Source organism: Palaeococcus sp. (in: euryarchaeotes) (genome assembly GCF_053987695.1).
In genome coordinates this window covers 1-12955 of record NZ_JBMXHE010000099.1, presented here as the reverse complement: position 1 = coordinate 12955, position 12955 = coordinate 1, and the positions used below count along the sequence as shown (strand labels likewise).

Sequence of the window (12955 nt, the reverse complement as noted above, 5' to 3'; positions counted from 1 at the left end):
CAGGCCTCAACAAAGCAGGATCCAAAATATCAGGCCTATTAGTCGCAGCAACAACCACAACCCCACTATTCTCCTCAATACCATCCATCTCCGTAAGAAGCTGATTAATCAACCTATCCGTAACCCTTTCCCCTTCAACTGTACCTCTTGAAGGGGCGATTGAGTCAATTTCATCTATGAATATCACCGTGGGGGCGGCCTGCCTCGCTTTGCGGAATATCTCCCTAATCCTCTTCTCACTTTCTCCAACCCACTTGCTCAGGACTTCCGGACCTCTAATTCCAATGAAGTTTGCCTCACTCTCCGTGGCCACGGCTTTTGCTAGTAGTGTTTTACCCGTGCCCGGCGGCCCGTAAAGAAGAACACCTTTTGGAGGTTCGATACCAAGCTTTTCAAAGAGTTCCGGGTGCTTTAATGGAAGCTCAATCATCTCCCTGATCTTCTGAATTTCCTCTTTCAAGCCGCCAATATCTTCATAAGTTACACCCAGAGCAGTGGTTTTCTCGACTTCTTTAACGGGTCTCTCCGAGATTTCAAAGTCCGTGTAGTTTGTAATTTGAACTATGCCGCTCGGCTGTGTTGCGGTTACCACAAATGTGAGCTCCTGTCCGAGCACACCCACTTTAATATAGTCCCCTTTAACGACGGGTCTCCCTATGAGCCTCGAATGGAGCCATTCTACAAAATCCCCTCCAAACATTATGGGTTCTGTTGGAGCAACCACGACTTTTCTGGCTTCCTTTACATCCGCCCTCTTTATGGTTACCTCTTCTCCAAGTCCAACGCCAGCATTCTTTCTTATCGTACCATCCATCCTAATTATGCCCACTCCCTCGTCCTCGGGATATGCCGGCCAAGCAACTGCGGCAGTGTTTTTAGTCCCGACAATTTCAATTATATCCCCTGATTGAATACCAAGTTTTCTCATGGTTATTCTATCCACTCTAACGATACCCCTGCCAACATCTCTCTGGTAAGCAGAAGCCACCTTTAATTTAACCTCTTTCTTTCCGCTCATATACATCACCTCTTTAGTGAACTGTAATAGTGTCTTATTTTAAATTTTAAAAATAAAAGAATCATTCGATTTTAATCTCGAATCCTTCCTCTTCTTTTTTCTCCGGGTGCTTCTTCGGAAGCTTTATTTCGAGGATGCCGTTTTTGTAGCGGGCTTTGGCTCTCTCCGGAATAACCTCTACCGGCAGCTTAATTGTCCTCCTGTAGCCGCTGTAATAGCGTTCCACTCTTACGGCACCTTCTTTTTCAAGTTTTCTCTCCTTCCTAACCTGGGCTTCGAGGTACAGTACATTGTCTTTGATCTTTATCTTGATATCCTTTTTATCAACCCCTGGAAGCTCTGCAGTGACAACTATCTCCCCTCCCTCATCGAATATATCCACGAAGGGCTCTCTCCACACCTCACCTTCCCTCAATTCGAAGGGCTCTCTTCTGTAACTCCAGAGTCTTGGCCCCTTGAACACCTCATTAAACATCTCATCAATTTCTTCTTGGAGTTCTCTCATGATGTCGAAGGGATCCCATATATCCCACCTTCTTCTCCTCATGTTCTCACCCCCTATTTTGTTTACCAATAGTTATTAAAATATGTGAACCTTATAAATTTTTTGTGTTTGAGAAAGTGCACTGATGGATATAAATAGTCACCAAAAGTAATTTAATCTTCTATGATTCTCTTTAGGAGCGCTTTCTCTTTTTCATCGAGTGCATCGCTTATGGACACTATAAATTTTGAACCTGAGAGAATAGTTAGATCTCTGAGCTTCCCGACGAATTTATATGCTGATTCCGAGCCCTGCTCGATTTTTATATATTCAAAAGCATCGAAAATTACCACTTCATTATTCCTGGACTTTTGCAGGTGCTTCCTTACATTCTCCTCTATAATGTAGAGCTGGCTGGGATGTATTGCCTTTGGATGCTCTACCTTGCTTATCCAGAAATAGGTCTCTTTTTCCCGGCGAGGGGGCTTTCGGGTTATGATAATAGCCTTATCTTCCATTCTGGAATATATCCTCTCCACATCCCTATGGTCGATAATCTCACAGAATCGCGGGGATGTGCTTTGAGATGTATCCCTTTCGCTTCTCCTTCGAATCAATTCCCACATGGTCCCCGCCTATCGAAAATGTGCAATATCCCTTTAAATATTTTTTCCTTGATATTATAGTAAGGTATGGAACTATCTGCAATTATTTTATATCTCGTTTAAAAATTAATAAAAGTTCGAAAGAACCTTCAATCTCTCTGACAAAGTTCGAGAAGAACACCATTAACACTCTTTGGATGGACGAATGCGATCTTGGCACCACCCGCTCCGTTTCTTGGCTGCTTGTCTATAAGCCTGAATCCCTGTTCCTCAAGCTTCTTCAGGTGCTCTTCTATATCGTCCACGCCCAAGGCGATGTGGTGTATCCCTTCACCCCTCTTGGTTATGAACTTTGAGATTGGCGAATCTTCGCTTGTTCCCTCTAAAAGCTCGATTCTGCTCTCTCCTACATGGAATATTGCTGTTCTAACCTTCTGCTCCGGAACCTCTTCAATTTCCTCAACGTTTAAACCTAGGCTTTCCCAAACTTTGATGGCTTCATCCAAATTCTTAACTGCAATTCCAACATGGTCTATTCTCTTTATCATACCTTCACCCCCAGGGTTTTTTCCATAATAAGCTCGGCAGCCGAGTATGGATCAAGCTCCCTCTCTGCAATCTTCCCGATGAGGGAGTAGATCTCCTCCCTTTTCATGTGCTTTCCAACTTTACCCGTAATTATGTCAGAAATTATGGTTTTTACCTCTTCTTCTGCCCTGAAGCGTCTTTTGTCCTTTATCCTGCCGCTCTCTTCTAAGAATGTCTTATGTCTTTTTATGGCTTTCCAGAGTTCGGGTATGCCCCTATTCGTTAGGGCAACCGTCTTTATTATGGGAGGCCTCCACCCTCTCTCCTTCCACTTCTCCTTTTCTAGGTCGAGCATAAGTTCAAGCTCAAACACTGTCCTGTCCGCTTCTTCTTTATCTCCCTTGTTAACCACGAATATATCTGCTATCTCCATCAAACCAGCTTTTATAGTCTGTATATCATCTCCAAGTCCGGGAATTGTAGTTAAAACAACGGTATCTGCTGTTTTTACTATATCTACCTCAATCTGTCCTACTCCAACGGTTTCAACGAATATGACATCGCATCCATAGGCGTCAAGCACTTTTATGGCATCGTTGGTGGCTTTGGCAAGACCTCCAAGAGACCCTCTTGTGGCCATGCTTCTTATGAAAACACCGGGGTCCGTGGAGTGCTTCTGCATCCTGATTCTATCACCCAGAAGAGCCCCTCCCGTGAATGGAGAAGTTGGATCAATTGCAATAACTCCAACTATTTTTTCCTCCTTTCTAACCTCCTTGATGAGCTTGTCCAATAGCGTTGATTTTCCCGCTCCCGGAGGTCCCGTAATTCCAACTATATATGCTCCTCCAGTATATCCGTATATCTTTTTGATGATCTCCCTGGCTTTCTCTTCATCGTTCTCCACGAAAGTAATCAAGCGTGCGGTGGCCCTCTTATCCCCTCTGCGCATTCTTTCGATTAGATCGTCTATCATCTTCATCACAACTGGATACATTGTCCAGCTTTAAGAATTTAATGGAAGATGGGAGAAAAATCAAGCGAATTTCTTAAGCTTCGCAACCTTCTCATCCACAAAATTTATGATATCCCCTATCGGGCTTCCGGGTCCGAAGACCTTTGCAACTCCCATTTTTTCAAGTTCTTGGGCGTCGTCCGGTGGAATTATCCCCCCTGCGATTACGAGGACATCTTCATTGACTTTCACTCCATTTTCCTCCAGGAGCTTCAATATCTTTGGTATCAATACCATGTGTGCTCCGGATAGGATGCTCAATCCCAGAACATCCACGTCCTCCTGAATAACGCTTTCCACAATTTGCTCGGGGGTTTGTCTGATTCCTGTGTAAATAACCTCAAACCCCGCGTCTCTAAAAGCTCTTGCAATTACCTTAGCACCTCTATCGTGACCATCCAGACCGGGTTTGGCAATGAGGACCCTAACTTTTGAACGCTCTACCATCTCCACCACCGATTTTATTAACATGAACGAGTATTTAAAGGTTGTCAAAACTAAAGGTCAGAATTTACGTTGGATATTTTGTCCAATTAATGGAATGGAGAGGTTTTTAAGTAGCTGAAACATTCATTTATTGGGTGAGGTGTTGGAAATGGCGATTGTTGATGTTAGGATCTTGGTGGAAGGAGCGAGTGATGTTGAGGTTATCAGCAGAGCGCTTCAGAGCTTGGCATTGGGGAGTGAGTACAATATAACCATATCCTCAATAATTCCAACCACAAACCTTGAAATAGCCAAAAGTGCGGTTGCAGGGGCTGATCTGCTTATAATAGCTACGGATGCGGATAGAGTTGGAAGGGATCTCGCTGAAAAATTCTTCTCGGAGCTTGAGGGTCTGGTGGGAAGGATTGAGAGAATGAAGATACCTCTTGGACATGATCTGGAGCACGTTGATGTTGAGCTTGTTAAAAAAGAGCTTAAAAGTGCTTTAATAAGAGCGGGATTGAAGAGTCTGCAGGTTCTGCCTGAGTATATGAGCCTGAGAACGGAACTCTTGGATATAAAGGGCAAATGCGATGCAGTACTTCAGGAGAAGGAGAACCTTGAAAAGCAGGTTCAGGAACTTCAGGAGAGATACCAATCTCTCTATGACGACTATTACAAGCTGAAAAATGAGAATGAGAATTTAAACGCTCTGTTAAGGAAGAAAGCGGAGAAAGTATATCCAATAGGGGAAGTATGGAGTGAGATGTTTGATATCCCTGCTCCCGATGAGAGGTACATGGCAACTGCTGTGGATAAGCTTGGGCTGCAGGGCAGGATCATAGTGGGCCAGGGTTATGTTTACGCGGAGAGCAGAGAGCTTATAGAAGAACTCTTTAGAACAGTTTATCTTAGTTTGTCCCTTCTAGAGGAATATAAACCCGAACCTGAACCTAAACCCAAACCTGAACCCGAACATGAAGCGAAGGAAGTGAATGCTGAGGAAGCTGAAGCGGAGAAACCTAAAGAGGCTTGAGACATTTCGTGATGCTTATGGAGGAACTTGAAGAGTTCAGGATGCATCTGGAGCTTGAGGGGAAGAGTCCTCATACCATCAAAATGTACTCTTATTACGTGGAGCGCTTTTTGATGGAGGGCTATTCCCCGGACTCCCGCTCGGCTCTGAGATTTCTCGCAAAGCTCAGAAAGGGAGGTTATTCAAATAAGAGCCTCCACCTTGTTGTTCAGGCTTTAAAGGCTTATTTCCGATTTGAGGGATTGGATGAAGAGGCAGAGCGCTTGAAATCTCCAAAAGTTCCAAAGAGTCTCCCTAAAAGCCTGAGGCAGGAGGAAGTGAAGCGCCTTTTGAACGTTGTTCCCCCAACGAGGAGGAGGGACAGGTTAATTGTGCTCCTCCTATACACAAGCGGTTTGAGGGTTAGCGAGCTCTGCAACCTTAAAATCAAAGATCTGGATTTTAATCGTTCCCTTTTAATTGTGAGGGGTGGTAAAGGAGCAAAGGACAGGGTTGTACCGATTCCACAAGGAGTGATGGAGCAGATCAAGGCATATCTAGACGGGAGAGATGATGATAGTGAATATCTATTTGTGGAGGATAGAAGAAAGGAGAAGGGGAAAATATCCCCAAAAACAGTTTGGTATCTCATCAAAAAATATGGAGAGAGGGCAGGTTTTAAGGTTACCCCTCACATGCTCCGCCACAGCTTTGCAACGCATATGCTTGAAAACGGTGTGGATATCAGGGCTATCCAGGAGTTCTTGGGACATTCTTCCCTCTCCACAACCCAGATTTACACAAGAGTTACGGTGGAGCACTTGAGGAAGGCGCAGGAAAAGGCAAAGCTTGTAGAAAACCTTCTGGAGGAGTGACTTAATACACGCCCTTCTTTCTTAGGAATGCTATATAGCTCGAAAATGCTCCTGCGGATATTGTGTCTCCCAGTCCAACGGTGCTCACGGGATTCTTTACAAGACGTGTTGGTATTATGACGATCTTATATCCCCTGGTTCTTATCCTTCTTCTGGCTTCCTCGAATCTAAGCTTGACGTATTCTCCCTGTTCATTGTAGGGAACTTTTGCACCGACTTTCAGGTCTTCCGGGGATTTCACGTCCCCCAAAGAAGCCCTTGAAGCGGCTAACGTCGTTGCCAGCTCAAGTGATGCCCTGAGCTCTTCTTCGCTTAGGGGGTTGCTGCTCCGGGTTATATACATGATATAGTAGATGGTGTGGATCTGGAGTATCTCCAGGTTTGTCTCGTCTAGGATTATCTTACCCCCGAGAACCACATCCTCTATCCTGTTGTAGTTGAAAATCCTGTCACTGAGCTCGGGGTATCCTATTACGTTTAAAATATGGGCTATTTCCGCTTCATCCATCCCCACACTATCGGCAAGCGGAAAGATCTCCCTAACAACCTTCTTTCTAAGATCCTTATCCTGAATTGATGCAAATTCCACGTGGACTTTAACGTCCTTGTTCCTCTTCAGGAGCTCTATATCCTTTTTTGCCCTCCTTATGTAATAGTCTGCGGTTTTTCCATCCGGGTAGAAGTTTTTAATACCCTGATAACCCGATAGGATTATACCATCCACCATCTCCCCAATCTGAGGTAAGAATGGTCTTAAATCATCTTTCGTCTCTATTCTAAGCTCATCCAAACGGGAAGAAACTATAAAGCGCCCCGAGTGGGGAACCTCCACAACTTCGTCACCAAGCCTGAATTTGGTGCCCTTCCTAAACTCAAAAATTCTGTTGACTTTTACCGGATCCCCTTCCTTATATGCCCTTCTAATCCCTTCGAGCTTCAGCATCTCCTCTTTAACTGCGGGGTAGTATAGGTTCTCTTTATCAACGAACATCTCTGCCTGCCTCTTACCCAAAAGGGGAGAATAGGCAATGACCCTCTTAAAATCCAAATTCGCGAGGAGGTTCGCTATTATGCCAACCTGACCTCCAATCCTCTCCACATCGTACTTAAAATGGGAATCGAACCATTTGTTGAGTTTCTGGTTAAACATGGGAACTGCATTTGGCTTTCCCGTTCTTAATGCATGAATTAGGCGAGCGGCAAAATCAAGGGGTTCATCTATCTGTCTGGGATATTCATCAAGCTTCTTTAGGATATTTCCCGCCCCAAATGTATCGACGAGCTTCTGGATATTTTTCTCATTGAGATACACTATTGCATCGACATTAACATTGTATGCCAAGTAAATGCTCATGTTGCTGAATTCCCTTACGAACTCCCGCCATTCCATGTATATCACCCTAAGTGAATACTAAGCTTCCTACTGCATATCACTTTAAAAACCTATCCCTTAAAATGGATGCTGTCAGGATTGAAGGGATAGTTCCATGCGTACTAACTAGAGGCTTCCACAAACCAAACCTTTCTTTGCTGTTTTCTCAAGCTCTGGTATGCGCTCCCTATTTAACGACGAGACAGGTGGGTTTAAAAGGCATCTACACAAACGTCACAACTTCTTCAAAGTCCTTCCTTCTCTTTCTGGGCTTCTCCTCTCTTAAGGGATAGCCGGCTGTGATCAGTCCGACGAGGTACCATTCTTCTCCCAGACCTGCCACGCTTCTAATCTCCTCTTCTATCCCCTCAAAATTTGCCACTCCCATATAGCACGTCCCTAATCCAAGCTCAACGGCTTTGAGCATCAAATTCTGGATGGCCATTGCAGCACTTTCGACACTCCAAACAAACTCCAAGAGATCGAATTTTTCTCCTTTTAGGAATCTAACATTTTTGTTCATAAAGACACCGATGTATAACGGCGCTCTATACATTTTCTCCTCGTATATGCGCTTCTTCAGTTTCTCGATTTTCTCCATGCTAAGTCCGAACTCCTGATAGTATTCAATCATGCCCTTAGCTATGAGCTCGTAGACCTTCTTCTTCGCTTCACTGCTCTTGAATATCACGAAGAGCCAGTTTTCTAAACCGCTGGCAGTTGGGGCTCTTATAGCAGCCTCTATCAGCTCCTTAATCTTCTCCTCTTCAACCTCCCTCTCTTGGTAATATCTCACGGACGTTCGCGTGAAGATGGCATCTCCGAGTTCCATATGCATCACGATTAAATCTCGCCTTTTCCCTTGATTAATATTTCTGAAACCAAAGGTTGTCCATGGAAACCTTATTATACTCCCAATGCGAAGGGATGTTGGTGGGAAAATGTACGGATGGAGAGGTAGAATTGGGCTTATTGTTCCATCATCAAACACGACAATGGAGATGGAGCTTCACGAGGCTCTGCCCGAAGGAGTTTCTCTGCACACCGCAAGGATGCCCCTCAAGGGGGTTACGGAGGAAGAGCTCTTAAAGATGAGTGCACTGGCTGTAGAGAGCGCGAAACTCCTGAAGGATGCTGATGTAGACCTCATACTTTATGGGTGCACGAGCGGCTCTTTCATAGGCGGGGAAAACTTTGAGAATGAACTTGAGGAAAAGATTGAGGATGAAGTCAAGATTCCGGTAGTAACCACAAGCAGTGCAATTTTGGCAGCTTTAAATGCCTTGGAGGCACAGCAAATCCTCGTTTTGACCCCCTACACGGAAGAAATAAACAAGAGAGAACGGGAATTTCTGGAGGCAAATGAGTTTGAAGTCCTCGACATAAGGGGGATGGGTATTGTGGAAAACACAAAAATAGGGAGACTTGAACCATATGAAGCCTACAGACTGGCAAAGGCAATGTTCACGGAGGAGGCGGATGCCCTCGTCATAAGCTGCACAAATTTCAGGACGTTTGAGATAATTGAAGCCCTTGAGGACGATTTAGGGGTTCCTGTGGTAACCAGCAACCAGGCATCCCTATGGTATGCCCTCAGAGAGCTCGAAATTAATGAGAGCATACTTGGACTTGGAACGCTCCTTAGGGAGTACTAGTTTGTACTTTATCCACATTTTTCTTAAATATCTTGATGCGTATTCTTAAATTTTCTGCATGAATGAATGCAAAATAAGTAAAAGAGAACCAAAAGGGCTATTAATTTCAAATGCGTATAGCATAACGGTGAAAAATGTGAAAAAAGAGGAAGTTGTTAAACGCTATTCACGGGTTTTTCCCAAGGCAGCCCGCGTCAGTTATGCTCCCATAGTGGGTGTTAAAGCAAAAAATGCCAAAGTATGGGATGTGGAGGGAAGAGAATACATCGATTTTCTGGCTGATGCAGCGGTTCAAAATGTGGGCCACAACAATGAGAGGGTCGTTAATGCCATTCTGGATCAGACAAAGAATTTGATTCATTTCACATTTATTTATGGTTTCCCGGTTGAGCCGCTCCTCCTTGCGTAGAAGCTCAGAGAGATTTCTCCTATCGAAAATGCCAAGATCGATCTGGGTTTAAGCGGAAGCGATGCGAATGACGGTGCCATAAAATTCGCTCGAGCTTATACAAAGAGGAGAACGATCCTGAGCTATCTGAAGAGCTATTATGGAGCAACCTATGGTGCCATGAGTGTTACTGGGCTTGACTTTGAAGTTCGTTCCATAGTAGGGGAGCTGAGCGATATCCATTACATACCTTACCCCGACTGTTACCGCTGTCCCTTTGGAAAGGAGCCTAAAAACTGCCACTTTGAATGTATAGACTTCCTGAAAGCCAAGTTTGAGGGGGAGGTTTATGCCGATGGTGTCGCCGCCCTATTTGCGGAGCCAATACAGGGAGATGCAGGTATGGTGGTGCCACCCGAGGATTATTTCAAAAGGTTGAAACGTATTTTGGATGAGCATGGAATTCTGCTGGTCGTCGATGAAGTTCAGAGCGGGCTGGGGAGAACAGGTAAATGGTTCGCGATAGAACACTTTGACGTTGTTCCGGACATAATAACCCTTGCAAAGCCCTTGGGGGGAGGACTCCCCATAAGCGCCATAATTGGACGGGATGAAATAATGGACTCTCTGCCGACAATAGGGCACACATTTACATTGAGCGGAAATCCTGTAGCCAGCAGAGCTGCTCTTGCTGTTATAGAGGAAATCGAGGAGAAAGAACTTTTAAAGAGGGCAGAAAAGCTCGGAAACTACACCTTAAAGCGCCTGAATGATATGAAGGAGGAGTATGAGCTTATAGGGGACGTCCGCGGCATCGGTCTGATGATAGGGGTTGACCTCGTGAAGAACAGAGAGAACAAGGATAGGGCATTTGAAGAAGCTAAAAAAGTTGTCTGGAGGGCGTATGAGCTCGGATTAATACTGGCGTTCCTTCATGGAAATGTTTTGAGGATAGAACCGCCCTTGACGATTGAAGATGATGTCCTAGAAGATGGTCTGAACAGGCTTGAAAATGCAATAAAGGATGTACAGGAGGGAAAAGTTGGGGACGAAGCGCTGAAACATGTTCAGGGCTGGTAGTTTTTCTATTTTCCTTTTCTACATATTTTCTACGTATAAAAGCAAACTATAAAAGTCTGACAGTCATATAACTACTTGGTGAAAAGCGCATGAGAGGAAAAAAACTTTTAGCCTTATTAGCGGTGATATTTGTGTTTTTGTCATACATCGGGGCAGCAGGTGCCTATAACTTTGCCATCAATTCGAGGAACAGTGTTATAGTGCTTCCAACAACAAAGATTGTGAACGGCACCCCCCTTCACATCGGAGAGGATGCCATAAGCGGCTCAAGACTGGGAGCTTTTTTGGTACTTAAAGGAATCAGAACTTCGTATTACACGGATAAGGTCAAGGTGCCCGTGGAATATCACAGCGTTTTGATAGAGGATAATGATCAGTATTACAAGCTAAACAAGATTGATATGCCCGATTTGAGCCTTAACGTGAGTGATTCCCCAACTGGAAAAGCGGTGGTAGTTGCGGTTAATTTCTCAAAGATATCGTATAATTCAACATCAAAGAAAGCTCATTTTGAGGACAGAAGCATCGAGATAATTTTTAATGAAAATACGACTCCTCTGGAGCTTGGAGGGAAAAACACCATCACAGTCGCCACGCAGGTTAATGGAAAGGATGTTATGTACATATACAACTTCGAGGAAAAGGACGATACAGCGGGATTTGGTGCCACGATAAGCATCAATGGATGGAGCATTACGTTCCAGGACATAGATGTAAACCAGGAAACGACATTTACGCAAATTCAGGAGCCGGATGGAAACTTCTTCAAAAAGATACTCGAGAAGGGCAAATACTACCTGTTCTATGAGGATAAGAATGGAAATCTTGATAGGGAGGAATTCGCGAGCTATCCATCATCCAGGCTAAGTGAGCTCCAGGAGGAAGGTGCTAAAAAGATATTCCTCTTCAGCCCGACTGGCTTCTTCATAGGGATTGGAGGGACTAAACAGGTTCAGTACTCCTATGAATACTACGAAAAGCTCAAGGAGTACAGGGACGGGGACGTATATCAAGGGCAATGGGTATGGGATATAGATCCGGACAGTAACCTCTTCACGATATACCTAAACGTAGATCCTGAAAATGGCTTTAACAAGGTAGAGCTGGGTGAGAATATGTGGGTGGTTCTTCCAGTGGGGAACCTAAAACTTCATCCAATATTCACAAAGGACGATAAAGGGAAGATAACGGGAATAGAGGCATATCAATTTGTCCAGACAGAAACCGTTGAGTCCAGGGTTCAGGTTCAAACAACATCGGCGGATGTTGTGGATGATGTGCATGATCTCATAATCACGGATGAAGAGTTAACATCTCTCCCCGACGATAAAAACGTCATAATCGTCGGTGGATGGGTGAGCAACAAGGCGTGGTCACTTCTAGAGCAGGTTTACGGAAAATCCACCATCCAGAACATAAAGGATGACATCATGAGCAAGGGCTATGTTGTTAAAATACTCAACAATCCAGAGAGCTCTAACTATAAGGTAATAATTCTGGCGGGCAAGGGATACCCGGAAACGGCCCAGGCAATTGAGGAATTTATGAGCAATGCCTGATTTTCCTCTCCACTTATTTTAGCATTTCTTATTTGATTCAGAAGATTTATTTGGCTGATTTGAAAACAAGTAACACTTTTTACTTTTCCTAATAAATTTTGCGGTTCATTTTGATATATTTATAAACGCTAAAATATTAAGTTCAACCATGTTCAGGGAATACGGACGGGATGCTAAAATACTCATAGGAGCGAATGCCCTCGGTCAGCTCTTTCTCCAGTTTTCCATATTCATAATGCCCTTCTATCTCAGGGCTTTAGGTTATGATATGTCATCAATGGGCATTTTTAAGCGAAGAAGTTGGGGAAAACTCAGGCATCATGCGTTCTCCATAAGTTTTGGACTCGGCACCATCTTTATGGGGGTTTGGTAACTACATAGGGGGTTCCTGTTTTCAATTTCTCTGAGCTATCCCTTCTACACCATATAATAGGGTTTAAGCGTTTCGACAGGTTTATAAAAGAATGTGCAAAGCTGTTTCCATGAGCCTTCAAAGCTATAGAGGTTTCAGTAGAGATGCAAAGCTTCTGGTGCTCTACTCTTTCATCGGCTGGTTAGGAGGGAATATATCCTGGTTTATCCTGCCCTTTTATTACAAATCCCTCGGGATGGATTTCACAGAGATAGGGGTGCTGTTTTCCATAACAACCATCATCGAGGCGCTTCTCCTCTTAATTTCGGGACATATAAGTGTTAAAATGGGGTATAAAAGGACAATTTTCGCGGCTCTCGTAACGTTTTTAACTGCCAGGCTGATTCAGGTGTTCCTTCCGCTCTTCTGGAGCCTGACATTTGCTTCCGCTCTTCTGGGAATGGGCATGGCTTTGGAAATGCCAGCATTTATGGCCCTTCTAAGCGGAGAAGCGGGTGATAGAAAAAGGCATTATCTTTTCAGTTTGAACTCTGCTCTGGGAACATTTGGAGCCGCATTTGGT

Annotated in this window: 13 protein-coding genes and 2 pseudogenes; 7 read left to right on the top strand and 8 right to left on the bottom strand. The window is 44.2% G+C overall.

The window, feature by feature from the left end:
* The 6 genes from ACXJGZ_RS07890 to ACXJGZ_RS07865 form a co-directional block, all read right to left on the bottom strand.
* On the bottom strand, nt 1-1018 hold a 1018-nt coding region (locus ACXJGZ_RS07890), incomplete at its 3' end, for an AAA family ATPase (protein WP_456398963.1).
* Nucleotides 1019-1079: 61 nt separating this feature from the next.
* Nucleotides 1080-1565: an Hsp20/alpha crystallin family protein gene (locus tag ACXJGZ_RS07885; protein ID WP_456321548.1), complete on the bottom strand. Its 486-nt coding sequence runs from the start codon at nt 1563-1565 to the stop codon at nt 1080-1082.
* A 110-nt stretch (nt 1566-1675) separates the two neighbouring features.
* Entirely contained in the window at nt 1676-2128 is a 453-nt protein-coding gene (locus ACXJGZ_RS07880; protein WP_456326149.1) for a DUF835 domain-containing protein, read from the bottom strand.
* 128 nt (nt 2129-2256) lie between these two features.
* On the bottom strand, nt 2257-2655 hold the full coding sequence (gene mce / locus ACXJGZ_RS07875) for a methylmalonyl-CoA epimerase (RefSeq protein WP_456326148.1): 399 nt from the start codon (nt 2653-2655) through the stop codon (nt 2257-2259).
* Nucleotides 2652-3611, bottom strand: coding sequence for a methylmalonyl Co-A mutase-associated GTPase MeaB (gene meaB / locus ACXJGZ_RS07870; protein ID WP_456398961.1), 960 nt, complete (start codon nt 3609-3611; stop codon nt 2652-2654). The genes mce and meaB overlap by 4 nt, the downstream gene beginning before the upstream one ends.
* A gap of 60 nt (nt 3612-3671) precedes the next feature.
* Nucleotides 3672-4097: a cobalamin B12-binding domain-containing protein gene (locus ACXJGZ_RS07865; protein ID WP_456321559.1), complete on the bottom strand. Its 426-nt coding sequence runs from the start codon at nt 4095-4097 to the stop codon at nt 3672-3674.
* Nucleotides 4098-4245: 148 nt separating this feature from the next.
* Between ACXJGZ_RS07865 and ACXJGZ_RS07860 the strand changes: the two genes are divergently transcribed.
* Together ACXJGZ_RS07860 and xerA are read left to right on the top strand one after the other, a co-directional pair.
* The gene (locus ACXJGZ_RS07860; protein WP_293254074.1) at nt 4246-5112 is read left to right on the top strand and encodes a toprim domain-containing protein; all 867 of its coding nucleotides are present in this window, start codon (nt 4246-4248) and stop codon (nt 5110-5112) included.
* A 17-nt stretch (nt 5113-5129) separates the two neighbouring features.
* On the top strand, nt 5130-5966 hold the full coding sequence (gene xerA, locus ACXJGZ_RS07855; protein ID WP_456321552.1) for a site-specific tyrosine recombinase/integron integrase: 837 nt from the start codon (nt 5130-5132) through the stop codon (nt 5964-5966).
* A 1-nt stretch (nt 5967) separates the two neighbouring features.
* Here xerA and pfkC read toward each other — a convergent pair whose 3' ends face one another.
* Together pfkC and ACXJGZ_RS07845 are read right to left on the bottom strand one after the other, a co-directional pair.
* Nucleotides 5968-7356: an ADP-specific phosphofructokinase gene (gene pfkC / locus ACXJGZ_RS07850; RefSeq protein ID WP_456398955.1), complete on the bottom strand. Its 1389-nt coding sequence runs from the start codon at nt 7354-7356 to the stop codon at nt 5968-5970.
* A 205-nt stretch (nt 7357-7561) separates the two neighbouring features.
* Nucleotides 7562-8170, bottom strand: coding sequence for a nitroreductase family protein (locus ACXJGZ_RS07845; RefSeq protein WP_456398958.1), 609 nt, complete (start codon nt 8168-8170; stop codon nt 7562-7564).
* Between the two features lie 109 nt (nt 8171-8279).
* On the opposite strand from ACXJGZ_RS07845, the gene ACXJGZ_RS07840 reads away from it, so the two are divergent.
* The 5 genes and pseudogenes from ACXJGZ_RS07840 to ACXJGZ_RS07820 all read left to right on the top strand — a co-directional run.
* Entirely contained in the window at nt 8280-8993 is a 714-nt protein-coding gene (locus ACXJGZ_RS07840) for a maleate cis-trans isomerase family protein (protein WP_456398953.1), read from the top strand.
* A 136-nt stretch (nt 8994-9129) separates the two neighbouring features.
* Nucleotides 9130-10461: pseudogene (locus ACXJGZ_RS07835) on the top strand (leucine/methionine racemase).
* Between the two features lie 131 nt (nt 10462-10592).
* Nucleotides 10593-12020 (top strand): S-layer protein, encoded by a 1428-nt coding sequence (locus ACXJGZ_RS07830; RefSeq protein ID WP_456398951.1) that lies wholly within the window; start codon nt 10593-10595, stop codon nt 12018-12020.
* 148 nt (nt 12021-12168) lie between these two features.
* Nucleotides 12169-12309: pseudogene (locus ACXJGZ_RS07825) on the top strand (MFS transporter); the annotation flags it as partial.
* Nucleotides 12310-12484: 175 nt separating this feature from the next.
* On the top strand, nt 12485-12955 hold a 471-nt coding region (locus ACXJGZ_RS07820), incomplete at its 3' end, for an MFS transporter (protein WP_456398949.1).

Excerpts from the sequence above, each read along its gene's own strand:
- ACXJGZ_RS07885 (WP_456321548.1), bottom strand. The coding sequence starts at position 1,565 with ATGAGGAGAAGAAGGTGGGATATATGGGATCCCTTCGACATCATGAGA.
- ACXJGZ_RS07880 (WP_456326149.1), bottom strand. The coding sequence starts at position 2,128 with ATGTGGGAATTGATTCGAAGGAGAAGCGAAAGGGATACATCTCAAAGC.
- mce (WP_456326148.1), bottom strand. The coding sequence starts at position 2,655 with ATGATAAAGAGAATAGACCATGTTGGAATTGCAGTTAAGAATTTGGAT.
- meaB (WP_456398961.1), bottom strand. The coding sequence starts at position 3,611 with ATGATAGACGATCTAATCGAAAGAATGCGCAGAGGGGATAAGAGGGCC.
- ACXJGZ_RS07865 (WP_456321559.1), bottom strand. The coding sequence starts at position 4,097 with ATGGTAGAGCGTTCAAAAGTTAGGGTCCTCATTGCCAAACCCGGTCTG.
- ACXJGZ_RS07860 (WP_293254074.1), top strand. The coding sequence starts at position 4,246 with ATGGCGATTGTTGATGTTAGGATCTTGGTGGAAGGAGCGAGTGATGTT.
- xerA (WP_456321552.1), top strand. The coding sequence starts at position 5,130 with ATGGAGGAACTTGAAGAGTTCAGGATGCATCTGGAGCTTGAGGGGAAG.
- pfkC (WP_456398955.1), bottom strand. The coding sequence starts at position 7,356 with ATGGAATGGCGGGAGTTCGTAAGGGAATTCAGCAACATGAGCATTTAC.
- ACXJGZ_RS07845 (WP_456398958.1), bottom strand. The coding sequence starts at position 8,170 with ATGGAACTCGGAGATGCCATCTTCACGCGAACGTCCGTGAGATATTAC.
- ACXJGZ_RS07840 (WP_456398953.1), top strand. The coding sequence starts at position 8,280 with ATGTACGGATGGAGAGGTAGAATTGGGCTTATTGTTCCATCATCAAAC.